The organism is Micromonospora deserti (assembly GCF_003236335.1).
GTDB classification, from domain to species: Bacteria; Actinomycetota; Actinomycetes; order Mycobacteriales; family Micromonosporaceae; genus Micromonospora; species Micromonospora deserti.
This window is the reverse complement of record NZ_POUB01000067.1, coordinates 1-20,063: the sequence shown is the minus strand read 5'-3', so window position 1 is coordinate 20,063 and position 20,063 is coordinate 1. Positions and strand designations below refer to the sequence as shown.

The 20,063-nt window shown below is 73.2% G+C and carries 16 protein-coding genes; 7 read left to right on the top strand and 9 right to left on the bottom strand.

The annotated features are described in order from the left end of the window. Nucleotides 1–120 precede the first annotated feature (120 nt). Entirely contained in the window at nucleotides 121–804 is a 684-nt protein-coding gene (locus tag C1I99_RS12490; RefSeq protein WP_111134386.1) for a class I SAM-dependent methyltransferase, read from the bottom strand. Between the two features lie 183 nt (nucleotides 805–987). On the opposite strand from C1I99_RS12490, the gene C1I99_RS12485 reads away from it, so the two are divergent. Beyond that, nucleotides 988–1,191 (top strand): cold-shock protein, encoded by a 204-nt coding sequence (locus C1I99_RS12485; protein WP_111134385.1) that lies wholly within the window; start codon nucleotides 988–990, stop codon nucleotides 1,189–1,191. A gap of 171 nt (nucleotides 1,192–1,362) precedes the next feature. Here C1I99_RS12485 and C1I99_RS12480 read toward each other — a convergent pair whose 3' ends face one another. From C1I99_RS12480 to C1I99_RS12465, 4 genes are all read right to left on the bottom strand, one after another. Further along, nucleotides 1,363–2,241 carry a hypothetical protein gene (locus C1I99_RS12480; protein ID WP_111134384.1) on the bottom strand — a complete coding sequence of 293 codons (879 nt, stop codon included), beginning with the start codon at nucleotides 2,239–2,241 and terminating at the stop codon, nucleotides 1,363–1,365. A 159-nt stretch (nucleotides 2,242–2,400) separates the two neighbouring features. Further along, the gene (locus C1I99_RS12475) at nucleotides 2,401–4,062 is read right to left on the bottom strand and encodes a CocE/NonD family hydrolase (RefSeq protein WP_111134383.1); all 1,662 of its coding nucleotides are present in this window, start codon (nucleotides 4,060–4,062) and stop codon (nucleotides 2,401–2,403) included. A gap of 339 nt (nucleotides 4,063–4,401) precedes the next feature. Continuing rightward, entirely contained in the window at nucleotides 4,402–5,877 is a 1,476-nt protein-coding gene (locus C1I99_RS12470; protein ID WP_111134382.1) for a PhoX family protein, read from the bottom strand. Between the two features lie 110 nt (nucleotides 5,878–5,987). Next, entirely contained in the window at nucleotides 5,988–7,385 is a 1,398-nt protein-coding gene (locus tag C1I99_RS12465) for a DedA family protein (protein ID WP_111134381.1), read from the bottom strand. A 136-nt stretch (nucleotides 7,386–7,521) separates the two neighbouring features. On the opposite strand from C1I99_RS12465, the gene typA reads away from it, so the two are divergent. From typA to C1I99_RS12450, 3 genes are all read left to right on the top strand, one after another. Further along, nucleotides 7,522–9,390, top strand: coding sequence for a translational GTPase TypA (gene typA, locus C1I99_RS12460; RefSeq protein WP_111134380.1), 1,869 nt, complete (start codon nucleotides 7,522–7,524; stop codon nucleotides 9,388–9,390). Nucleotides 9,391–9,512: 122 nt separating this feature from the next. Further along, nucleotides 9,513–10,385, top strand: coding sequence for a serine hydrolase (locus C1I99_RS12455; RefSeq protein ID WP_111134389.1), 873 nt, complete (start codon nucleotides 9,513–9,515; stop codon nucleotides 10,383–10,385). A gap of 59 nt (nucleotides 10,386–10,444) precedes the next feature. Then, nucleotides 10,445–11,143 carry a lysoplasmalogenase gene (locus C1I99_RS12450; RefSeq protein ID WP_111134379.1) on the top strand — a complete coding sequence of 233 codons (699 nt, stop codon included), beginning with the start codon at nucleotides 10,445–10,447 and terminating at the stop codon, nucleotides 11,141–11,143. On the opposite strand, the gene C1I99_RS12445 is transcribed toward C1I99_RS12450, so the two are convergent. Further along, complete coding sequence (locus C1I99_RS12445; RefSeq protein ID WP_111134378.1) at nucleotides 11,109–11,906, bottom strand: tyrosine-protein phosphatase; 798 nt, start codon at nucleotides 11,904–11,906, stop codon at nucleotides 11,109–11,111. The genes C1I99_RS12450 and C1I99_RS12445 overlap by 35 nt on opposite strands. Nucleotides 11,907–11,950: 44 nt before the next feature. On the opposite strand from C1I99_RS12445, the gene C1I99_RS12440 reads away from it, so the two are divergent. Together C1I99_RS12440 and C1I99_RS12435 are read left to right on the top strand one after the other, a co-directional pair. Further along, the gene (locus C1I99_RS12440) at nucleotides 11,951–13,048 is read left to right on the top strand and encodes a mandelate racemase/muconate lactonizing enzyme family protein (protein WP_111134377.1); all 1,098 of its coding nucleotides are present in this window, start codon (nucleotides 11,951–11,953) and stop codon (nucleotides 13,046–13,048) included. 3 nt (nucleotides 13,049–13,051) lie between these two features. Further along, entirely contained in the window at nucleotides 13,052–14,023 is a 972-nt protein-coding gene (locus C1I99_RS12435; RefSeq protein WP_233512481.1) for a C40 family peptidase, read from the top strand. A gap of 60 nt (nucleotides 14,024–14,083) precedes the next feature. Here the strand turns inward: C1I99_RS12435 and C1I99_RS12430 are convergent, their stop codons facing one another. Next, nucleotides 14,084–15,082, bottom strand: coding sequence for a TerC family protein (locus C1I99_RS12430; RefSeq protein ID WP_111134376.1), 999 nt, complete (start codon nucleotides 15,080–15,082; stop codon nucleotides 14,084–14,086). Nucleotides 15,083–15,722: 640 nt separating this feature from the next. On the opposite strand from C1I99_RS12430, the gene C1I99_RS12425 reads away from it, so the two are divergent. Next, nucleotides 15,723–16,016, top strand: a complete 294-nt coding sequence (locus C1I99_RS12425) for an antibiotic biosynthesis monooxygenase family protein (RefSeq protein WP_111134375.1) — start codon at nucleotides 15,723–15,725, stop codon at nucleotides 16,014–16,016. Nucleotides 16,017–16,140: 124 nt separating this feature from the next. On the opposite strand, the gene C1I99_RS12420 is transcribed toward C1I99_RS12425, so the two are convergent. Further along, nucleotides 16,141–17,001, bottom strand: a complete 861-nt coding sequence (locus C1I99_RS12420) for a helix-turn-helix domain-containing protein (protein ID WP_111134374.1) — start codon at nucleotides 16,999–17,001, stop codon at nucleotides 16,141–16,143. 461 nt (nucleotides 17,002–17,462) lie between these two features. Next, a complete protein-coding gene (gene uvrB / locus C1I99_RS12410) occupies nucleotides 17,463–19,568 on the bottom strand; it encodes an excinuclease ABC subunit UvrB (protein ID WP_111134387.1) in 2,106 nt (701 codons plus the stop codon). Nucleotides 19,569–20,063 lie beyond the last annotated feature (495 nt).

The window sequence follows — 20,063 nt, the reverse complement described above, 5'->3', positions numbered from 1 at the left end:
GGGTCAGCCAGTCCGCCATGCCCCGTACGCTATGCCCGGCCGGCAACCACGGGCATCGGGTCCGATCCCCTACCGGCCCCTGGTGTCCGCCTCGGGGTCCTCCCTGAGACGGCCGCCGGGTCAGCGGGGGCGCAGCACGAGCACCCGCCGCACCGGCGAGTCGACGGCGGGTTCGGTGGTCGGCACCGGATAGCTGGCCACCACGGTGAGCCCGTCCGCCGGGAGGTGCCCCCGGCCGGGGTCGCCGACCAGCACGTCGGCTCCGGCGGAGGCGACCCGGCGCAGGAACGGCAGCATCCGAGCCGCCATCGCCGGGCTGTAGAGGACGTCCCCGGCGACCAGCAGGTCCACCCCGGTCGGCTCGGAATCGAGCAGGTCGCCGCCGATGGCCGCGACAGCGACCCGGTTGGCTCGGGCGTTGACGGTGACCGCGGCGACCGCGTACGGGTCGATGTCGTTGGCGACGACCCGGTCGGCACCGGCGAGCGCGGCGGCGATCGCCACCAGGCCCGACCCGGCCGCCAGGTCGAGCACCCGCCGGCCGGCCGCCAGCTCGGGGTGGTCGAGCAGGTGCCGGGCGAGGGCCTGCCCGCCGGCCCAGACCGACGCCCAGTACGGCGGCGGGAGGGGGTGCCCGGCGTACGCCTCCATCCGGGCCCACCAGACGATGGCGTCCTCGGCCAGGTGCAGCCGCACCTCGGGGACGAACGGGGCGCGAGCCAGCCGGAGCCGGTCCAGCCCGGCACCCGGAGCGAGGATCTCCCGCTCCAGTTCGGTCAGCGCAGCGGCCGCGGCTACCCTCATCCGGGCAGCATGCCGCAGTCAGCCGGCCGCCGGGCGGGTTTCGCCCGTGCCCGACCCGGAGAGTTCACCGCACCGCCTGCGGCACTTCGCCCCGCAGATCGGGGTTTGGCCGGTTACTGTCGGGGAGTACAGGGCGATCATCGGCCGTGGGTCGGGTCGCCCGTGGTGAACAGGGAGAGATGCATGGCAACCGGCACGGTCAAGTGGTTCAACTCGGAAAAGGGCTTCGGCTTCATCGAGCAGGACGGCGGAGGCCCGGACGTGTTCGTCCACTACTCGGCCATCGCGACAAGCGGTTACCGGGAGCTGAACGAGGGCCAGAAGGTCGAGTTCGACGTGACCCAGGGTCAGAAGGGTCCGCAGGCGGACAACGTCCGCCCGCTCTAGGCTCCTGCCGGCGGCGGCGGCCGCGGGCCCCGGCCGCCGCCCAGCGCGTCACCTCCGCCCGCCCCGGCGCAACCGAGACCAGGTCGTCGACCTGGCGGCGTCCCGACAGCAGGGACACCGTCAGGTCGACGGCACGCGCCGGTCACCGAACGGGTAACTGCGCCGGCCGGGTCAGGCGACCAGGCGGCGGGCCAGTTCGTCGGCCACCTGCTTGGCCATAGTGGGCGGGATCGCCGCGGCGATCTTCTCCGGGGTGAGCTCGGCGAGGACGCCCGCGATGATCGCCGGCTCGTCGGTGAAGTCCTTGGTGGACAGGGTGCTCAGCGCCGTCTGCAGGGCGGTGAGCTGGGCGCCGATGCTCCTCAAGGTGGGGTGGTTCGGCACCGTCGCGCCGGTGTGGTCCTCGCCCATGGCCATCCGGGTGTAGATCTGCCCGATCGGGTTGCGCCCGTCCAGGACCGTCAGGTTCCGGTGGATGGTGGCGAGCCAGGCGTGCTCTTCGGGGGTCATGTCGTCCTCCAGGAGTCCGATGGTGGTCAGGTAGCGACGGAACAGCGGCGTCTGGTCCCGGTTCGCCTTGATCGAGTCGCGGAAGAAACTGAAGTGGGTGTGCCACAGGTGCGAGTCGTCGCCGCTGCTGCGCCGGCGCAGCCGATCCCAGCGGCGGACGACCCTACCGTCGGGTGAGTAGATGATCTCGCGGATGTCCCGGGTGTCCGGGGCGTTGGCGACGCACTGCCCCACGCACCAGGTGGAGAAGCTGTACAGGTTGTGGGTGCGGCCGCCGGAGCGGACCTCGAAGAGCCCGACATCGAGCGCCGCCGCGTCGAGGGTCAGGCCGGCGGAGTCGCGGGGCGACTCCACGACGGAGTAGTCGTTGGGCACCACCCGGTCGGAGCCGCAGTGGTAGCCGCCGCGGTGCGAGGCATCGCCGACGATGCCGACCTCGGCGGGTTCGAGATCCTGACTCCGGACGGTGTCCGGGTCGACGTTGAGGTGGGCGAGCAGCAGGCGGCGGACGGCCAACAGGTTTTCCGGTGCCCGCGTCATGGGTTTCCCCCTTGTGGATGTCGGGGGCCGGGCACGACCGTGACACCGTGTACGCGATGCGAGGGCCCACGGCAGGCCCGGCCAATGGGTGCACAGCGCCGGGCGTTGGCCCAACAATAACCCGATCGATGAATGAATGCCCAGCTCAGCGGGCGATGTTCACCTTGGAGGAGATTGTGGGCCGGCGTGGACGGTCGGCAGGAGCACCGCGGAGGGGTACTCCGGGTCGTGCAGGACCTCACGCCAACCAGCACGCAGGGTGACGGCGGTGCCGAGGGGTTCACCGGTGCCGGGGTTGCGCGCGTACCGGGGGTGGGCGCCGCCGGAGACCTGGAGACGCAGCCGGTGCCCGGGGGCGAACCGGTGAGCCGTGGGCCAGAGCTCCACCGGCACCCGCACCACCCCCGCCGGGTCGGCGCCGTATCGGCCGGGCGCCACCCGGACCAGCCCGTCGCAGACGTTCCAGGACCGCCCGCGGCGATCCACGTCGCACAGTCGCACGAAGACGTCCAGGTACGGCAGTTCGCTGCGCACGTGCACCTCGGCGCGGACCGGGCCGATCACCTCGACCGGCGCGTCCAGCGCGGCGGTGGTGAAGGTCAGCACGTCGGGGCGGGCCTCGACCGGGCGGTTGTCCACCGGCCCGGCCCGTTGGGCGACGAGCAGCGGGCCACCGAGGGAGGGTGTCGGGTCGGCCGGGTCGTACCAGAACCGGTGCGGCGCCGACGGGACCGGCGCGGCGGTGGCCAGCCCGCCGCCCGGGTGCAAATACCACCGGGTGGGCGTGGCCGGCGGGGGCCAGTCCGGCAGGTCCCGCCAGCCGCCGCCGACCCCGCCGACGTGCAGCCGAACCGGCGCCGTCCGGCTCGCCGGCCGTCCGGCCAGGTGCTCGTCGAGCCAGTCCAGGCCCTCACGCAGGGCGGCCACGAACAGCCCCGGGCTGCCGTGGGTCCACGGCCCGACGGTCAGCCGGGGGCGGGCGCCGGCGGCCCGCAGGGCGGCGAAGTCGCGCAGCTGCGCCGGCAGGAAGATGTCGTGCCAGCCACTGACCATCGCCACCGGGGCACGCACCTGCGTGATCCGGCCGGCGAACATCCGGGGCCGCCAGTAGTCGGCGTCCGGGGTGTGGTGGCGCAGCCACTCCTGGAAGAACGGCACGGTGACCCCGGTGGCGACCCGGTCGGCCTCGGCCAGCGGCAGGTGGGCCAGCGCGGCGGCCAGCCGGGGTTGGCCCCGCTTGAGCTCCCACTGCCGGGCCAGCCACGGCACGGTCTGCGCCTGGAGCAGCTCGGCCCAGGTGAGCACGGTGTCCAGCGCGAAGGACTCCCCGGCGTAGGTGGAGTCGCGGGTGGCCGAGGCGGTCACCACCGCGACCATCGCGCGCAACTCCTCCCCCGCGTCGGCCGCCAGGGCCCACTGCACGAAACCCTGGTAGCTGGCGCCGAACATGCCGAACGCCCCGGACCACCAGCGCTGGCGGCGCAACCAGTCCAGGGTGTCCAGGCCGTCCTCGCGCTCGTGCACCAGCGGGGCGAACACCCCGCCCGAGCCGTCCGTGCCCCGACAGGCCTGGATCACCACGTGAAAACCGCGCTCGGCGGTCACCCGGCCGAGCAGCCGCATCGGCCCGCCCCGCCCGTACGGGGTGCGGATCAGCACGGTCGGCGCGCCGGCCAGGTCGGGGGCGTAGTGGTCGGTGCGCAGGGGCACGCCGTCGCGGACCCGCACCCGGATGCCGCGGGTCACCGTGACCCGCCGGGCCCGCGCGGCCGGCAACCGCAGGGCGGCGGTGGCGAGTCGGGTCGCCAGCCGGTCGAGCACGCCGGTCAGCCCCGCGGGCCGCGGGACAGGGCGGCGCCGATCTTCGCGACCGACTGCTCGCGCCGCCTCTCCTGCCGCTGGTACGTCCCGTGACCTGCCACGTGCCGTCGCTTCTCCCCCGTGTCGCCCCCCGTTGCAGCATAGGAGCCCGAGCAGCAGCGCCGCCTCGGTCGCCCGCACCCCGCCCGGGCCCTCACCCGGGTCTTTCCGGCACGGGCGTCACCCCTCCGCCGTCGCCGGGCCGCGCGCCGCTGCTCGTCGCCGCTGCCGGGAGCAGACCGCCCGACGCCGGGGCGGCGGCGGGAGCCGGGGGTGGCCCTGGACCCCGCCGCCGACGCCTCAGACCCCGATGCCGCGCCAGTCGCCCCAGATCGCGAACGTCATGCCCCGGCTCGCCTGGATGTTGACGAACAGGGTGTGTCCGTCCGGGCTGAACGTCGATCCGGCGAACTCGTCGTTCGACCGGTCCGCTCCGGTGCTGCCGACCAGCCGGTTCAGCGCGATGTCGAACAGCTCACCGCGGGCGGTCAGGCCCCGAACGTAGTTGTCGTCCACGTTGTCCTCGCAGACCACGATGGTCCCGCGCGGGCTGGTGGTCACGTTGTCCGGGAAGTCGAGCACGTCCGGGCCGGGCGACTCGTAGACCAGGCGCAGCACCTGCGCACGGCAGTCGTACGCCCAGATCTGGCCGTGTCCGTTGCCGTAGCCGTCCGCGATCGGCCCGGTGGACGCCTCGGCCGGCCCACCGCCCTGGGTGGCGGTGAAGTAGACGATCCCGTCGTCGTACGCCGATCCCTCCAGCCGAGAGAAGTACGCCGCGCCGTGGGCCCAGCCCTGCCGGGCCACGTACGTCAGCGCCTCGTCGTTGCTGGTCGGCGCGACCTCGCCCGGCGTGTACGGGAAGCGGGGCGCCGCGTCGTCGATGTCCACCCACTGCACCCGGTAGGTGGCGTGCCGGCGCTGCGCCGCGGCCAGGTCGAGGTTGGGCCGGCCACGCACGGCGAGCATCTGCAGCCGGCCCCCGTCGGCCAGCCGGCCGCAGCGCATCGGGTGCCGCGGCGGCGTGTAGCGGTAGAAGCCGGACGGGTAGCCGAAGTTGTCCTCGGTCAGGTAGAGGTGCCCGCCCACCGGGTCGAACGCCACCGACTCGTGGGCGAACCGACCGGCCGCGGTGATCGGCCGCCGGTCGGCCGGCCGGTCCACCGGGACCTCGAAGATGAAGCCGTGCGGCTGGGTGAGCGGCACGTTGGAGGTGCCGGTGAAATCGGGGCCGACGTCGGGGCCGTTGACCGTCTCCTCGCAGCTGACCCAGCTGCCCCACGGCATCCGGCCGCCGGAGCAGTTCATCATGGTGCCGTTCAGGCTGGTCCAGGCCCCGCGCACCTCGCCGAACCGGGTGACCTCGACGGTGGTGGTGCCGCCCTGTGCCATCGGGTCGTACGCCAGGGAGGCGTCACCGAAGGCCGGCCCCGGATTGTTCACCTCGTGGTTGCGGACCAGCCGGACCGTGCCACCGGGGCCGCGGAAGGCGCCCATGCCGTCGTGCCGGCCAGGCAGCCGGGTGCCGTCGTCGAGCACGACGGGGAACTCGGTGTCGTGGAACGACCGGTAGCGGAAGCCTGCCGGCAGGTGCAGCCGCACCTGTCCGTCACGCAGATCCGGCACCGGGCCGAGGGCCGGGCGGGGCGCCGGGCGGCGGCCCACCGCCCCGGCCCGCTCGCGGGAGACGAACCCGAGGAACGGGCCGCCGAGCACGACACCACCGGCCGCCGCGGCGGCGCCGCGGAGCAGGGAACGCCGGTTCACTTCGGACATCGGGACTCCTTTGTCGCCGGGGTCCCGTCTGTCGGGACCGGCGCACCGGGTGATCCTCGTCACCCTCCCGCCGGGTTGGCAACCCTCGACCGCCGGTGGAATCCGCCGGATCACGCGTCGACGCGCACCCCGCTGCGGCCGGCCGCCTCGGCGCCGTCGCCGACCGCCCGGTCCCGGGTGGCCCACGCGACCATAAACACGGTGGTCCACGCCGCACCGAGCAGCACCGAGGTGGCCGTGCCGCTGGCCGTGCTCAACCCCAGGTACAGCCGCGCCCCGCCGATGCCGACCACCCCGGCCGCCGCGGCGGTCCACGCGGCCACCGCCACCGGCCAGCGGGCCCCCCGGGACACCAGCCAGGCCAGCGTGCACAGGCTCGCCGTCACCACGGCGTTCTGCGTCGGGAGCAGCACGCCGTCCTGCCCGCCGGGGCCCGCCGTGGCGGGTTCGGCCAGGTCGACCACCACGGCGAGCACCACCAGCGGCACGAACGCGCCCACCGTGCCCACCACGCTGAGCAGATCCGCCCGCCAGGGCCGGGTCCGCCAGGCCAGCACCGCGGCCACCACCGCCACCAGCACGATCAGGAACGAGCCGCGCGCCACCGAGACCACCGCGAGCGTGGCGTCGACCGCGCCCGCGGTACGCCGCTCGGCGAACCAGCCGGCGATGACGCCGTCGATCACCGCCAGCCCGCTGTGCCGGACCACCGCCTCCAGCACCCAGGCGATGGCGAACCCGGCCACGAACAGCAGCAGCAGCCCGGCGACCAGGTTGATCAGCAGCGTCCAGGCCGGCCCGACGTGCGTGGCGAGCAGGAGGAACAGCACCCCGTACCGGGCGCGCAGCCAGCGCAGCGGCGGCAGCCCGGCGGCCCGGGACAGCAGCACCCGCGCCGGGTCGGGGTTGCGTCCCAGCCACCGCCCCGCCAGCACCACCGCGACCAGCGCCGCCATCAGCACCAGGACCGCGCCGGTGGCCCGGCCGAGCAGCCGGGACACTGTGTTGTACGACTCACCGGCGAGGAACCCGACCAGCACCGACCCGCCCACCCAGGTCAGCACCCCGGCCAGGTTCCACGGCGCGAACCGCCGGTACGGCATGTTCGCCGCCCCGGCCAGCCGGGGCACCAGGGTACGGGCGAAGGCCACCCAGCGGGCGGTGAACACCCCCCGCCCGCCGAGGCGGGCGAGCATGGCGTCGGCCCGGTTCCACCGGTGCGGGCCGACCCGGGCGCCGAAGCGGCCCCCGCGCAGCCGCGGCCCGTACCGGCGGCCGGCGCGGTAGGCGAGTGTGTCCCCGGTCACCGCCGCCGCCACCATCACCAGCAGCGCCGGGCCGAGCCGTAGCGTCCCCGCGTACGCTAGGAAACCGACCAGCAGCAGGGTCGCCTCGCCCGGCACCAGCAGTCCGAAGATCACGGCGGTCTCCGCCGCGACGATCAGCGCGGCGACCAGGTAGATCAGCAGGGGCGGCAGGCCCTGCAGTGAGGTCAGCAGGTCGTGCACTCGGCCCCCATGAACACGAGGGTCAGCATGCCAGCCGTTCGAACGGCTGGGACAGGAGTTTCACCAGAGACCCGGGCCATCTGGGGGTTGACCCCGACGCGGCCCGGGCAACCGCAGACAGGAGAGTATGGAGGGTATGCAGCTTCGCACCGACCTCCGCAACGTCGCCATCATCGCTCACGTCGACCACGGCAAGACCACCCTGGTCGACGCCATGTTGCGGCAGGCCGGCGCCTACGGCGCCCGGGGCGAGGTGACCGAGCGGGTGATGGACTCGATGGACCTCGAACGTGAGAAGGGCATCACCATCCTCGCCAAGAACACCGGCGTGCGCTACCTGCCGGCGGACGGCTCCGACCCGGTGACGATCAACATCATCGACACCCCCGGCCACGCCGACTTCGGCGGCGAGGTGGAGCGCGGCCTGACCATGGTCGACGGCGTGGTGCTGCTGGTCGACGCCAGCGAGGGTCCGTTGCCACAGACCCGCTTCGTGCTGCGCAAGGCCCTCCAGGCCCGACTGCCGATCATTCTGGTGATCAACAAGGTGGACCGTCCGGACGCCCGGATCAAGGAGGTCGTGGACGACACCTACGAGCTCTTCCTCGACCTGGACGCCGACGAGGAGCAGATCGACTTCCCGATCGTCTTCGCCTGCGCCCGCGACGGCATCGCCTCGCTCACCCAACCGGCAGACGGGGCGGTACCGCAGGACAGCCACAACCTGGAGCCGCTGTTCCGCACCCTGCTCGACACCATCCCGCCGCCCGCCTACGACGAGGACGCGCCGCTGCAGGCGCACGTCACCAACCTCGACGCCTCGCCGTTCCTCGGCCGGCTCGCGCTGTGCCGGGTCCGGCAGGGCACCATCAGCAAGGGTCAGACCGTGGCCTGGTGCCGCACCGACGGCAGCACCCAGCGGGTACGCATCTCCGAACTGCTGATGACCGAGGGCCTGGAACGCAAGCCCGCCGACTCGGCCGGCCCGGGCGACATCATCGCCGTCGCCGGCATCCCCGAGATCATGATCGGCGAGACCCTCGCCGACGCGGAGAACCCGCAGCCGCTGCCGCTGATCACCGTCGACGAGCCGGCCATCTCGATGACCATCGGCACCAACACCTCGCCGCTGGTGGGCCGGGTCAAGGGCGCCAAGGTCACCGCCCGGATGGTCAAGGACCGCCTCGACAAGGAGCTGGTCGGCAACGTGTCGCTGCGGGTGCTGCCCACCGAACGCCCGGACGCCTGGGAGGTGCAGGGCCGCGGTGAGCTGGCCCTGGCGATCCTGGTCGAGCAGATGCGCCGCGAGCAGTACGAGCTGACCGTCGGCAAGCCGCAGGTGGTCACCAAGGAGATCGACGGCAAGACCTGCGAGCCGGTGGAGCGGCTCACCATCGACGCCCCCGAGGAGTACCTCGGCGCGATCACCCAGCTGCTGGCGACCCGCAAGGGCCGGATGGAGCAGCTGGTCAACCACGGCACCGGCTGGATCCGGATGGAGTGGCTGGTCCCGGCCCGCGGCCTGATCGGCTTCCGCACCGAGTTCCTCACCGAGACCCGGGGCACCGGCATCCTGCACCACGTCTTCGAGTCGTACGAACCCTGGTTCGGCGAGCTGCGCACCCGCAACAACGGCTCGCTGGTCGCCGACCGCGCCGGCTCGGTCACCGCGTTCGCGATGACCAACCTCCAGGAGCGCGGTCAGCTCTTCGTGGAGCCCGGCACCGAGGTGTACGAGGGCATGATCGTCGGCGAGAACTCCCGCGCCGACGACATGGACGTCAACATCACCAAGGAGAAGAAGCTCACCAACATGCGCTCGTCGACCGCCGACGAGACCGAGAAGCTGATCCCGCCGCGCAAGCTGTCGCTGGAGCAGGCACTGGAGTTCTGCCGCGAGGACGAGTGCGTCGAGGTCACCCCCGCCGCCGTGCGCATCCGCAAGGTGGTCCTCGACCAGACCCAGCGGGCCCGCACCGCCGCCCGCCGCAAGCACGGCGGCTGACGCCCCACGCGATGATCATGAGGTTGGCGGCGGTCACGGAGATCGACACCGCCGCCAACCTCATGATCGCCGGGAGCGGGCCCGGGAGCGTTCCGGGCCCAGGGGTCGGTTACGGTCGGAGCGTGAGGTGGGATGAGCTCGACGCCCGGCTGGACCGGATGCCCGGCACGATCTCGGCGTCCGTGGGCCGGCTCGGCGCCGCCCCGGCCTGGACCCGGCTGCCCGACGCCACCCACTACGCGGCCAGCACCATGAAACTCGCCGTGCTCGCCGCCCTGTACCGGGCCGCCGAGGCCGGCACCCTCGACCTGGACGCACCGGTCACGGTGCACAACGAGTTCGACTCCGCCCGGCCGGGCGCCCCCCGGTTCTCCTGTGCCCGGCACTACGACAACGACGACGCCGTCTGGGCGCGGGTCGGCGCCACCGCTCCGCTACGCTGGCTCGCCCAGCGCATGATCGTCCGCTCCAGCAACCTCGCCACCAACATCGTCATCGGCCACGTCGGCCTGCCCGCCGTGGCCGAGGTCTGGGCGCTCGCCGGGGCCCGGCACAGCGTCACCGGCCGGGGGATCGAGGATTTCGCCGCCCGCGACGCCGGCATCACCAACCTGGTCACCACCGCCGACCTGGCCGCCCTGCTCGGCGCGCTGGCCGACGGCGCCGACCGGCCCGGACCGCTCGCCTCCCCAGCCGGCCGCGCCGCGATGCTCGACGTGCTCGTCGCGCAGGAGCACCGCGAGGACCTCGCCGCCGGGCTGCCCCCGAGCACCCGCATCGCCCACAAGAACGGCTGGGTACGCGGCGTGCGGCACGGCGCCGGCGTGGTCTTCCCGGACGACGCTCCCCCGTACACGGTCGTCGTCTGCACCACCACCGGGCTGACAGACGGCGGGTCCACCGGCGAGGATCCCGAGGACGACGCCTGCAAGCTGATCGCGGCCATCTCCCGGCGGGTCTGGGACGCCCGGCACGACCTGGCCCCCGGCGGCTAGCCCCCGCCGCTCCGCACCGCCTACGCTGCTGGCCACCGCCGCCCCGCGAGGAGTCGCCGATGCCCCGTAGCCGAGTCCTGCTGACCGCCTTCGCCGCCGTGACCGCGGCGAACCTGCTCGCCAACGCCACCGGCAACGGCCTCGCCGAACTGCTCACCAAGCCGGTGCTGATGCCGCTGCTCGCGGCGTACCTCTGGCGGGCCGCCGCCGAACGCGGCGCCCGGCCGGAACGGCTGGTCCTCGCCGCGCTCGCCTTCTCCACCGGCGGCGACGTCGCGCTGCTTGGCGACGGCGACGGCGCGTTCCTCACCGGAATGGCGCTCTTCCTCGCCGCCCACCTGTGCTACATCGCGGCCTTCACCCGCGGCGGCGCGGCGACCGCGTTGCGCCGCCCGCCGCTGCTGGCCGTCCCGGTCGGGTACGCGGTGCTCACCGTCGCCGCGCTCGCCTGGATGTGGCCCGGCCTGACCGACGCCGGGCTGGCGGTGCCGGTGGCCGGTTACGCGGTGGCCCTGGCCGTCATGGCCAGCACCGCCGCCGGGTGTGGCTGGCGGGTCGGCCTCGGCGGCGCGCTCTTCCTCGGTTCCGACCTGCTCATCGCCGTCGGGGTGGCCGAGGTGGCCACCCCGCCCGGTCCACCGATCTGGGTGATGGCCAGCTATGCCGCCGGGCAGGCGCTGATCGTCACCGGCCGAGCCGCCCGCGACCCCGCCGCCACGCCGGTCACTCCAGCAGGTGCGCCCGCAGCGCCACGATGACCTCGTCGCCGATCCCCAGCCCGTCGCGCAGGTACGCCCCGAACGAGCCGTGCACCCGCTCCACCTCGCCGTACGCGGCGTCGAGGTACTCCTCGCGCACCTCCAGCACCGGCCGCACCGCCGCCACGTCCAGCTCGGGCTGCCGCTGCCGCATCGCCTCCAGGATCACCTCCCGCAGGCTCTCGGTCAGCGCGTTGTTCGCCAGGTAGTCGGCGCGGATCGCCGCCTCGTCCACCCCGAGGGCGTGCAGCAGCACCACGGTGAGCCAGCCGGTACGGTCCTTGCCGGCCGAGCAGTGGTACAGCAGCGGCAGGTTCTCCGGCCCGGCCGCCAGCCGGACCGTCGCGGCGAAACCCCGCCGGGCCGACTTCCCGGTGACGAACCACCGGTAGATCGCCGCCATCGCCGCCGGGGTGCCCTGCCGCGCCAGCTCCGTGTACGCGCCCAGGTCGTGCCCGAGCAGCATCGCCGAGACGTAGGTGAACACCGGATGCTCGGCGTCGTGCACCGGCAGGTGCACGACCCGGGGCTCGCCCGGCAGCCGGTCCGGCGGGGCGACCGCCTGCTCCGAGTGGTCCCGCAGATCCACCACGCAGGCCGGACCCAGCTTCGCCAGCACCGGCAGGTCCTCGTCGATCAGCCGGCCCAGTGCCGGAGTGCGGACCAGCCGGCCGGGGCGCACCCGCCGCCCCTCCGCGCCAATCAGCCCGCCCAGGTCGCGCGCGTTCGGCGCACCCACCAGCTCCCAGTCCCGCCCCATCATCCGGCCTCCCCTGTGCCTGCCCATCTGCGTATAGGGTGCCCCACATGTCGATCGCCGTGGTACGCACCCACCGGCTCACCGCCCCCTTACACACCCCGTTCGTCACCGCGCTGCGCCGGACCACCACCGTGGACACCCTGGTCGTCGAGATCGTCGACCGCGACGGCCGATCCGGCTTCGGCGAGGCGCCGCAGGTCTGGCAGGTGACCGGGGCGTGCGTGGCCGGCTCCGAGGCGTGCGTACGGGAGCTGCTCGGGCCGCTGCTCACCGGCCGGGACGCCGACGACCTGGTCGCCCGCTGCGGCGAGGTGCAGCGGGCGGTGGCCGGCAACGAGGCCGCCAAGGCCGCCGTCGACGTGGCGCTGCACGACCTGGCCGCCCGGCGCCTCGGCGTACCACTGGTGCGGCTGCTCGGCGGCACCGGCCTGCGGGTACCCACGGACGTCACGCTCGCCGCGGGCGACGCGGCCGACCTCGCGGCCGCCGCCCGGCAGCGGCTGGCCGAGGGCTTCGGCGTCCTCAAGCTGAAGGTGGGCACCGACGCCGCCGGCGACCTGGAGCGGGTCCGCGCGGTCCGCGCGGCGGTCGGCGACGGGGTGCGGATCCGGCTCGATGCCAACCAGGGCTGGACCCCGCGCGAGGCGGTCCGGGTCGTCCGCGGCATCGAGGACGCCGGGCTGGACGTCGAACTGGTCGAGCAGCCGGTGCCCGGGTGGGACCTGGACGGCCTGGCCTGGGTCAGCGACCGGGTCGAGGTGCCGATCCTCGCCGACGAGTCGGTCTACGGAGTCCGCGACCTGGTCGAGGTGATCCGCCGCCGGGCCGCTGACATGGTCAACGTCAAGCTCGCCAAGTGCGGTGGCCTGCACCCGGCCCGGACCCTGCTCGACCTGGCCGCCGCGCACGGCCTCGGCACCGTCGTGGGGTCCATGATGGAGAGCCAGGTGGGTATCGGCGCCGCCGCCAGCCTGGTCGCCGCCTACCGCACCACCGCCGTCTCCGACCTCGACGCCGCGTGGTGGCTGGCCCGGTCGCCGGTGCGCGGTGGGTTGCGTTACGACGGCGCCACGGTGCTGCTGCCCGACGCGCCGGGTCTCGGCGTGACCTCGGTGGATGAAGCAAAGGTGCAGACACATAGTTGATGGTTGTCGGAAACTTTCATAGGGTCGCGGGGACGGCGGCGCGAGCTGGGGGTGGACGTGGAGCTGCAACCGGGCCGGGAGGCCCTGGTCCGGGTCGCCGTGGCGACCCTCTGGAGCGCCCCCGAGGCGGTACGGCCGATCGACCGGCCCGCCCTCGCCGCGTGCACCGACATCCCGGCCTGGATCTCCGGCATGGACACCGACCAGCAGGTCGGCGACTGCGTCCTGAGCCAACTCCTGCTCGGCGAACGGGTACTGGTCACCGAGCTGCGCCCGGGCGGCTGGGCGCACGTGGTGGCGCTCGAACAGCCCGCCGCCAAGCTCGACCCGCGCGGCTACCCCGGCTGGCTGCCGGTCGATCACCTCGCCCCGGCCGCCCCGGTCACCGGCGCCGAACCGCTCGTGGTCGACGCCACCGTCACCGCCCTGCACACCGCCCCCGGCGGCGCGGTGGCCGTGCCCGACGTGGTCCTCGGCACCCGGCTGACACCGGCCGGGCCGGCCGCCGACGGCTGGCGGCCGGTGCACGCCGCCGGCCACGCCGACCCGCTGTGGGTGCCCACCGGCCACCTGGCGCCGGTGCCGACGATGCCCCCGTCGGCCGGTGAGGTGCTCACGGTCGCGCAGCGCCTGCTCGACGTGGTCTACATCTGGGGCGGGGTGTCCGCGCACGGCATCGACTGCTCCGGCCTGGTCCACCTGGCCTGGCGCCGGTTCGGGGTGGTGCTGCCGCGCGACGCCGACGACCAGGCCGTGGCGACCACGCCCGTGCCGCTGGGTGCGGAACGCCCCGGCGACCTCTACTTCTTCGCCCGCCCCGGGCGGAAGATCCACCACATCGGCATCGTCACCGCCGAGCCCCGCCCCGGCGACGACCGGCGGATGCTGCACGCCTGCTACCGCCGGCGGCGGGTGCTGGAGGAGCCACTGCCGGCCGAGCGCATCGCCACCCTGGTCGGCGCGCACCGGGTCTGACCCGTACGACACGAGGGGCGCTCCCGGTTCCGGGAGCGCCCCCTTCGTCGCGCGTACCCCTCAGCGGCGGGCCTCGGCCAGCTCCCGGCGACGGTCCCGGGACGACTTGACCAGACTGGCGGCGGTGGCCACCACCAGAGTGCCCAGGATCACCGTCAGCGAGAGCCAGATCGGGATGTGCGGCGCCCAGGCGACGTGCTCACCGTTGTTGATGAACGGCAGGTTGTTGTCGGCGAGGGCCTCCAGCACCAGCTTCACCCCGATGAAGCCCAGCACCACGGCCAGGCCGTAGCTGAGGTAGATCAGCCGGTCCAGCAGGCCGCCCAGCAGGAAGTACAGCTGCCGCAGCCCCATCAGCGCGAACACGTTCGCGGTGAAGACCAGGTACGGCTCCTGGGTGATGCCGAAGATCGCCGGGATCGAGTCCAGCGCGAAGATCAGGTCGGTGGTACCGATCGCGATCATCACGATCAGCATCGGGGTGAACACCCGCCGGCTCTTCTCGTGCGTGGTCAGCCTGGCGCCGTCGTAGTCCTTGGAGATCGGCAGTGCCTTGCGGCTCCACCGGATCAGCACGTTCTCGGTGAACTCCTCCTCGTCCGGCTCGCCCTGCCGGGCCAGGTTGATGGCGGTGTAGATCAGGAACGCGCCGAAGATGTAGAACACCCAGGAGAACTGCGAGATCAGCGCCGCGCCGGCCGCGATGAAGCCACCGCGCATGACCAGAGCCAGCACGATGCCGACGAGCAGCACCTTCTGCTGGTACTGCCGGGGGACCCCGAACCGGGCCATGATGATCACGAAGACGAAGAGGTTGTCCACCGAGAGGCTGTACTCGGTCAGCCAGCCGGTGTAGAACTGCCCGGCCGCACTCGCCCCGGACGCGAGCCAGACACCGGCGCCGAAGAGCAGGGCCAGGCCGACGTAGAGGCCGACCCAGAGGCTCGACTCGCGCACACTCGGCTCGTGCGGGCGCCGACCGATGATCAGCAGGTCCACGAGCAGGATGGCGGTCAGTGCGACGAGGGTCCCCGCCCACACCAGTCCCGTCACGTCCAAGTTTCATTCCTCCGGCAGACACGCAACGACGGGCACACCGTACGCCCTCGGCGGGCGCGATGTGCCGGCGACGCTGACTCTGGTGACTGTCGGAGGTCTCTTCCGCCACCGTCCCGGCAACGGGGCGGCGACCAACGGGGCCGGGTCGCGCCACCGGGGGGCCGGTGGTCGACCGTGTTGACGACTCCGTCGCGGGGGAATACTCCCCTCCTCATCCGCCATTCTCGCCCACTGCGGGCAGTGACCGCACTCCGGGTGTCCGGTGTCGTCCCCCACCCGTCCGGTGGGAATACCTCCCGGCGGTCCGGGCGACCCGGCCCGCGGACCAGCTCGGCCCCAGGCGCCGGCGGCCCACGGCCGCACCGCCCCGACCGCCGGCACCGCACCACCGCCCCGATTCCCGGCGCTGTCGCGGCCCCCGGCGCTGTCGCGATCCTCGGTGCTGGTCGTGGCCGCCGACACCGTCAGTAGGGCATCCTAGGAGGCTAGGTGTCAGGCCTTCGGCCGGCCCAGATCAACGTGGCAGGCGGCACGCCGGGCCGGCACCAGTCGCGACAACCCCAACCTTCCGCCGCCGGTCGCGATCAAGCCGGCCGGGCCCCCGCGGCGACCGGTCGGCACGGCATGGGAGGCTGCGGGCATGGTGCTTGAGGTCGCGCTCATCGACGTACTGCCCGGACACGAGGACGAGTTCGCCGTCGCGTACGCCAAGGGGCATCCGGTGCTCGCCGGCACGCCCGGCTGCCGGTCGGTGCGGATGACCCGGGGCGTCGAGTCGCCGTCGCGGTTCGTGCTGCTGGTCGAGTGGGACTCGGTCGAGGCGCACGAGCAGAACTTCCGGGCCGCCGAGCGGTTCCAGCAGTGGCGGGCGTTGATCGGCCCGTACTTCGCCAACCCGCCGCACGTCGAGCACTTCGTGGACGTGCCGGCCTGAGCCTGTCGTACCCCGCCCCTATCGTTCGCTCGTACGCGCCGGCCGCCGGTCCCGACGGGCTCGGGGGCGCCGGGCCTGGTGGCCGCGCGCGGCGTCCCGTGCCTTCGCCGGCTCGGCCCCCGGCTCAATCACCGACCCGCCGGGCCAGCGCCGCCACCGTCTCCTCGGCCGGCAGCGCCGCCTCCAGCAGCCAACCGGTGAGGCGCTCGTACCGGTCGACGTCGGTGGCGGCAACCAGGCGGACGTCGGTGGTCAGCGCCTCCAGCATCACGGTGCGCGGGTCCGCCGGGTCGGGGAAGGAGTAGCAGGAGTAGGGCGTGAGCGGCTGCACGCCGCCCCGCGGCACCACGCCCCGGGGCAGCAGCCGGATCGTCACATGGGGCAGGCCGGCCAGGTCGACCAGGTGGCGCAACTGCTTTCGCCACACCTCCTCCGGCACGTCGGCCGGCTCGCACGCCGGCTCGGCGAGCAGCGCCGTGTAGCGGGGCGGCTCCGCCCGCCGCAGCACCTCGTGGCGGGTCAGCCGGGCCCGCACGTCCGCCTCCACATCGATCCCCGGGTCGAGCAGCCGCCCGGCGGTGATCCGCAGCCGGGCGTACGCCGGAGTCTGGAGCAGCCCCGGCACGACGGCCGGCTGCCAGTCGACGATGCTCGCCGCCCCGGCCTCCAGCTCGGCGTAGGTGCGCTGCCGCTCGCCCATCTCGCCCAGCGCCTTGAACCAGCTCCGGCTGGTGGCGGCGTCGCGGGCGATCACGATCAACGCATCCCGCTGCGGCGGCGGCACCTGATAGACGTCGAGCAGGTCGAGCACGTCGGCGAGATCCGGCCGGCTCTGACCGAGCTCGATGCGGGACAGCTTCGACGTGGAGGCCCAACCGAGCCGGTCGCAGACCTGCTCCAGGGTGAGCGCTTCCCGCCGGCGCAGTTGGCGCAGCTCGGCACCGAGCCGTGCACGACGAATGACCGGACTTGTTGGCAACGGCATCCCCGCCTCCCCACCGAGGGAGAGTACGCAGGACGATCACCCAGCGCAATAGCGTGCTCGCTTACCGCAATCATCGCCTGGACCGTGCTCCGGACGGCTGCCAGGCACCGTCAGGGCCGGTACGTGCCGAAGGACCAGACGTTGCCGGCCAGGTCACGGGCGGTGTAGTCGCGGGACCCGTAGTCGGTGTCGATGGGCTGCCCGACGATCTCGGCACCGGCCGCCCGGGCTCGGCATGGTGCGCGTGCAGCTCCACGCCCTCGCCCACTCCGATCGTGCGGGTGAGGCAGTGACCGTCGAAGGTGCCGGCCACGAAGGAGCCCACCCAGTACGCGCCCCGCGCGGCGCTGGCCGGATCGACCACGTCCAGCGGAGCTCCCAGCCGAGGATGACCCGTCACCACGCCCACGACCGCGGCCCGTCGCCCCCGGGCGTGACCCGGGCCCCAGGGCGGGCCGGGGTCACGTCACGCCGGCGGCGTCCATGCCGCGCAACTCCTTCTTGAGGTCGGCGACCTCGTCACGGATCCGGGCGGCCAGCTCGAACTGCAACTCACGCGCCGCGGCCAGCATCTGGTCGTTGAGCTCCTGGATGAGCTGGGCCAGCTCGGCGCGGGCCATGCCCTCCCGGGCGGGCGCGGCAGCGCCGCGGCTGCGGCTGCGGGTCTCCTTGACCGGCGCCTTGCCACGGGAGAGCTGGCGCACCGCCCCGCCGACCCGCGAATTCTCGGTGTCCTCCGCCTCACGGTAGATGTCGTCGAGGATGTCGTGGATCTTCTTGCGCAGCGGCTCAGGGCTGATGCCGTGCGCGTCGTTGTGCGCGATCTGCTTGGCCCGCCGCCGGTTGGTCTCGTCGATCGCGGCCGCCATCGACGGAGTGATCTTGTCGGCGTACATGTGCACCTGGCCGGAGACGTTCCGGGCGGCCCGGCCAATGGTCTGGATCAGCGACCGGCCGCTGCGCAGGAAGCCCTCCTTGTCGGCGTCCAGGATCGCCACCAGCGACACCTCGGGCAGGTCGAGACCCTCGCGGAGCAGGTTGATGCCGACCAGCACGTCGTAGTCGCCCTTGCGCAGCTCGCGCAGCAGCTCGACCCGGCGCAGGGTGTCGACCTCCGAGTGCAGGTAGCGCACCCGGATGCCGTTCTCCAGGAGGTAGTCCGAGAGGTCCTCGGCCATCTTCTTGGTCAGCGTGGTGACCAGCACCCGCTCGTCGCGTTCGGTGCGCACCTTGATCTCGTGCATCAGGTCGTCGATCTGGCCCTTGGTCGGCTTGACCACCACCTCGGGATCGATCAGGCCGGTGGGCCGGATCACCTGCTCGACGAACTCGCCCTGGGCCTGCTCCAGCTCCCACGGGCCGGGGGTGGCGGAGAGGAAGACCATCTGGCCGACCCGCTCCAGGAACTCGTCGAAGCGCAGCGGCCGGTTGTCGGCGGCGCTGGGCAGCCGGAAGCCGTGGTCGATCAGCATCCGCTTGCGCGAGGCGTCGCCCTCGTACATGCCGCCGATCTGCGGGATGGTCACGTGGGACTCGTCGACCACCGTGAGGAAGTCGTCGGGGAAGTAGTCGAGCAGGCAGTGCGGCGGGCTGCCGGGCAGCCGGCCGTCGATGTGCATGGAGTAGTTCTCGATGCCGGAGCAGAAGCCGACCTGGCGCATCATCTCGATGTCGTAGGTGGTACGCATCCGCAGCCGCTGGGCCTCCAGCAGCTTGCCCTGCCGATCCAGCTCGGCCAGCCGCTCGCCCAGCTCGGTCTCGATGTCGCGGATGGCCCGCTCCATCCGCTCCGGACCGGCCGCGTAGTGCGTGGCCGGGAAGATCAACAGGTGGTCGACCTCCCGGACCACGTCGCCGGTGAGCGGGTTGAGGTAGTAGAGCTTCTCCACCTCGTCGCCGAAGAGCTCGATCCGCACCGCCAGCTCCTCGTACGCCGGGATGATCTCCAGCGTGTCACCGCGGACCCGGAAGGTGCCCCGGTTGAAGGCCATGTCGTTGCGGGTGTACTGGATGTCGACCAGGCGGCGCAGCAGCTGGTCGCGGTCGAGCTCCTGCCCGACGGCGACCCGCACGGCCCGGTCGAGGTACTCCTCCGGGGTGCCCAGGCCGTAGATCGCCGACACCGTCGCCACCACCACCACGTCACGGCGGGTGAGCAGTGACATGGTGGCCGAGTGGCGGAGCCGCTCGACCTCCTCGTTGATCGAGGAATCCTTCTCGATGTAGGTGTCGGTCTGGGGGATGTACGCCTCGGGCTGGTAGTAGTCGTAGTAGGAGACGAAGTACTCGACCGCGTTGTGCGGGAGCAGCTCGCTGAACTCCTTGGCCAGCTGGGCGCAGAGGGTCTTGTTGGGGGCGAGCACCAGGGTCGGCCGCTGCAACCGTTCGACCAGCCACGCGGTGGTGGCGCTCTTGCCGGTGCCGGTCGCGCCCAGCAGCACCGTGTGGCGGTCGCCGCGTCGGACCCGACGCTCCAGGTCGTCGATGGCCGCCGGCTGGTCGCCGGCCGGCTGGAACTCGCTGACGACCTGGAAGCGGCCGTCGAGCCGGGGAATGTCGAGCGCCATGACCACCACGGTACGCCGGGGGTCCGACACTCCGGGCCGACTACCGTCGGTCCCTGATCGGCTTCGATATTCCCATTGTGTGGCACATCTCACCGGGCTAGGCTCTCATCGTAGGCCGCTCGCGGCGGCCGACCGGGCCGGTGGCCAGGCCGTCACACGGCCGGCCCGCCCCCGGCGCAGGGGTCGCAGCACCTGGCACGCCCGGAGTGCGCACCCGATGTGGTCGCGCTCGACGCGCAGACCGGCCGCCGCGAGCGCCCCTATTCGTCACCCCGGCGCGGTGAGTCGCGTTCAACCACCCGTGGAGACCTCCGCCGCCCGGGCACCCGGCCCCGATCCCGCCGTCCCGTCCCCGCCGCGTCCACCGCGCGGCGACGCCACCACGGGCACGCTTCCCCGGGTGGTCACCCATCGCCGCACCACCCTGGTGGTGCTCGCCGGGGTGGCGGTGCTCTCCGCCGCCGCGCTGGTGGTGGGGCTGCTGAGCTGGGCTCC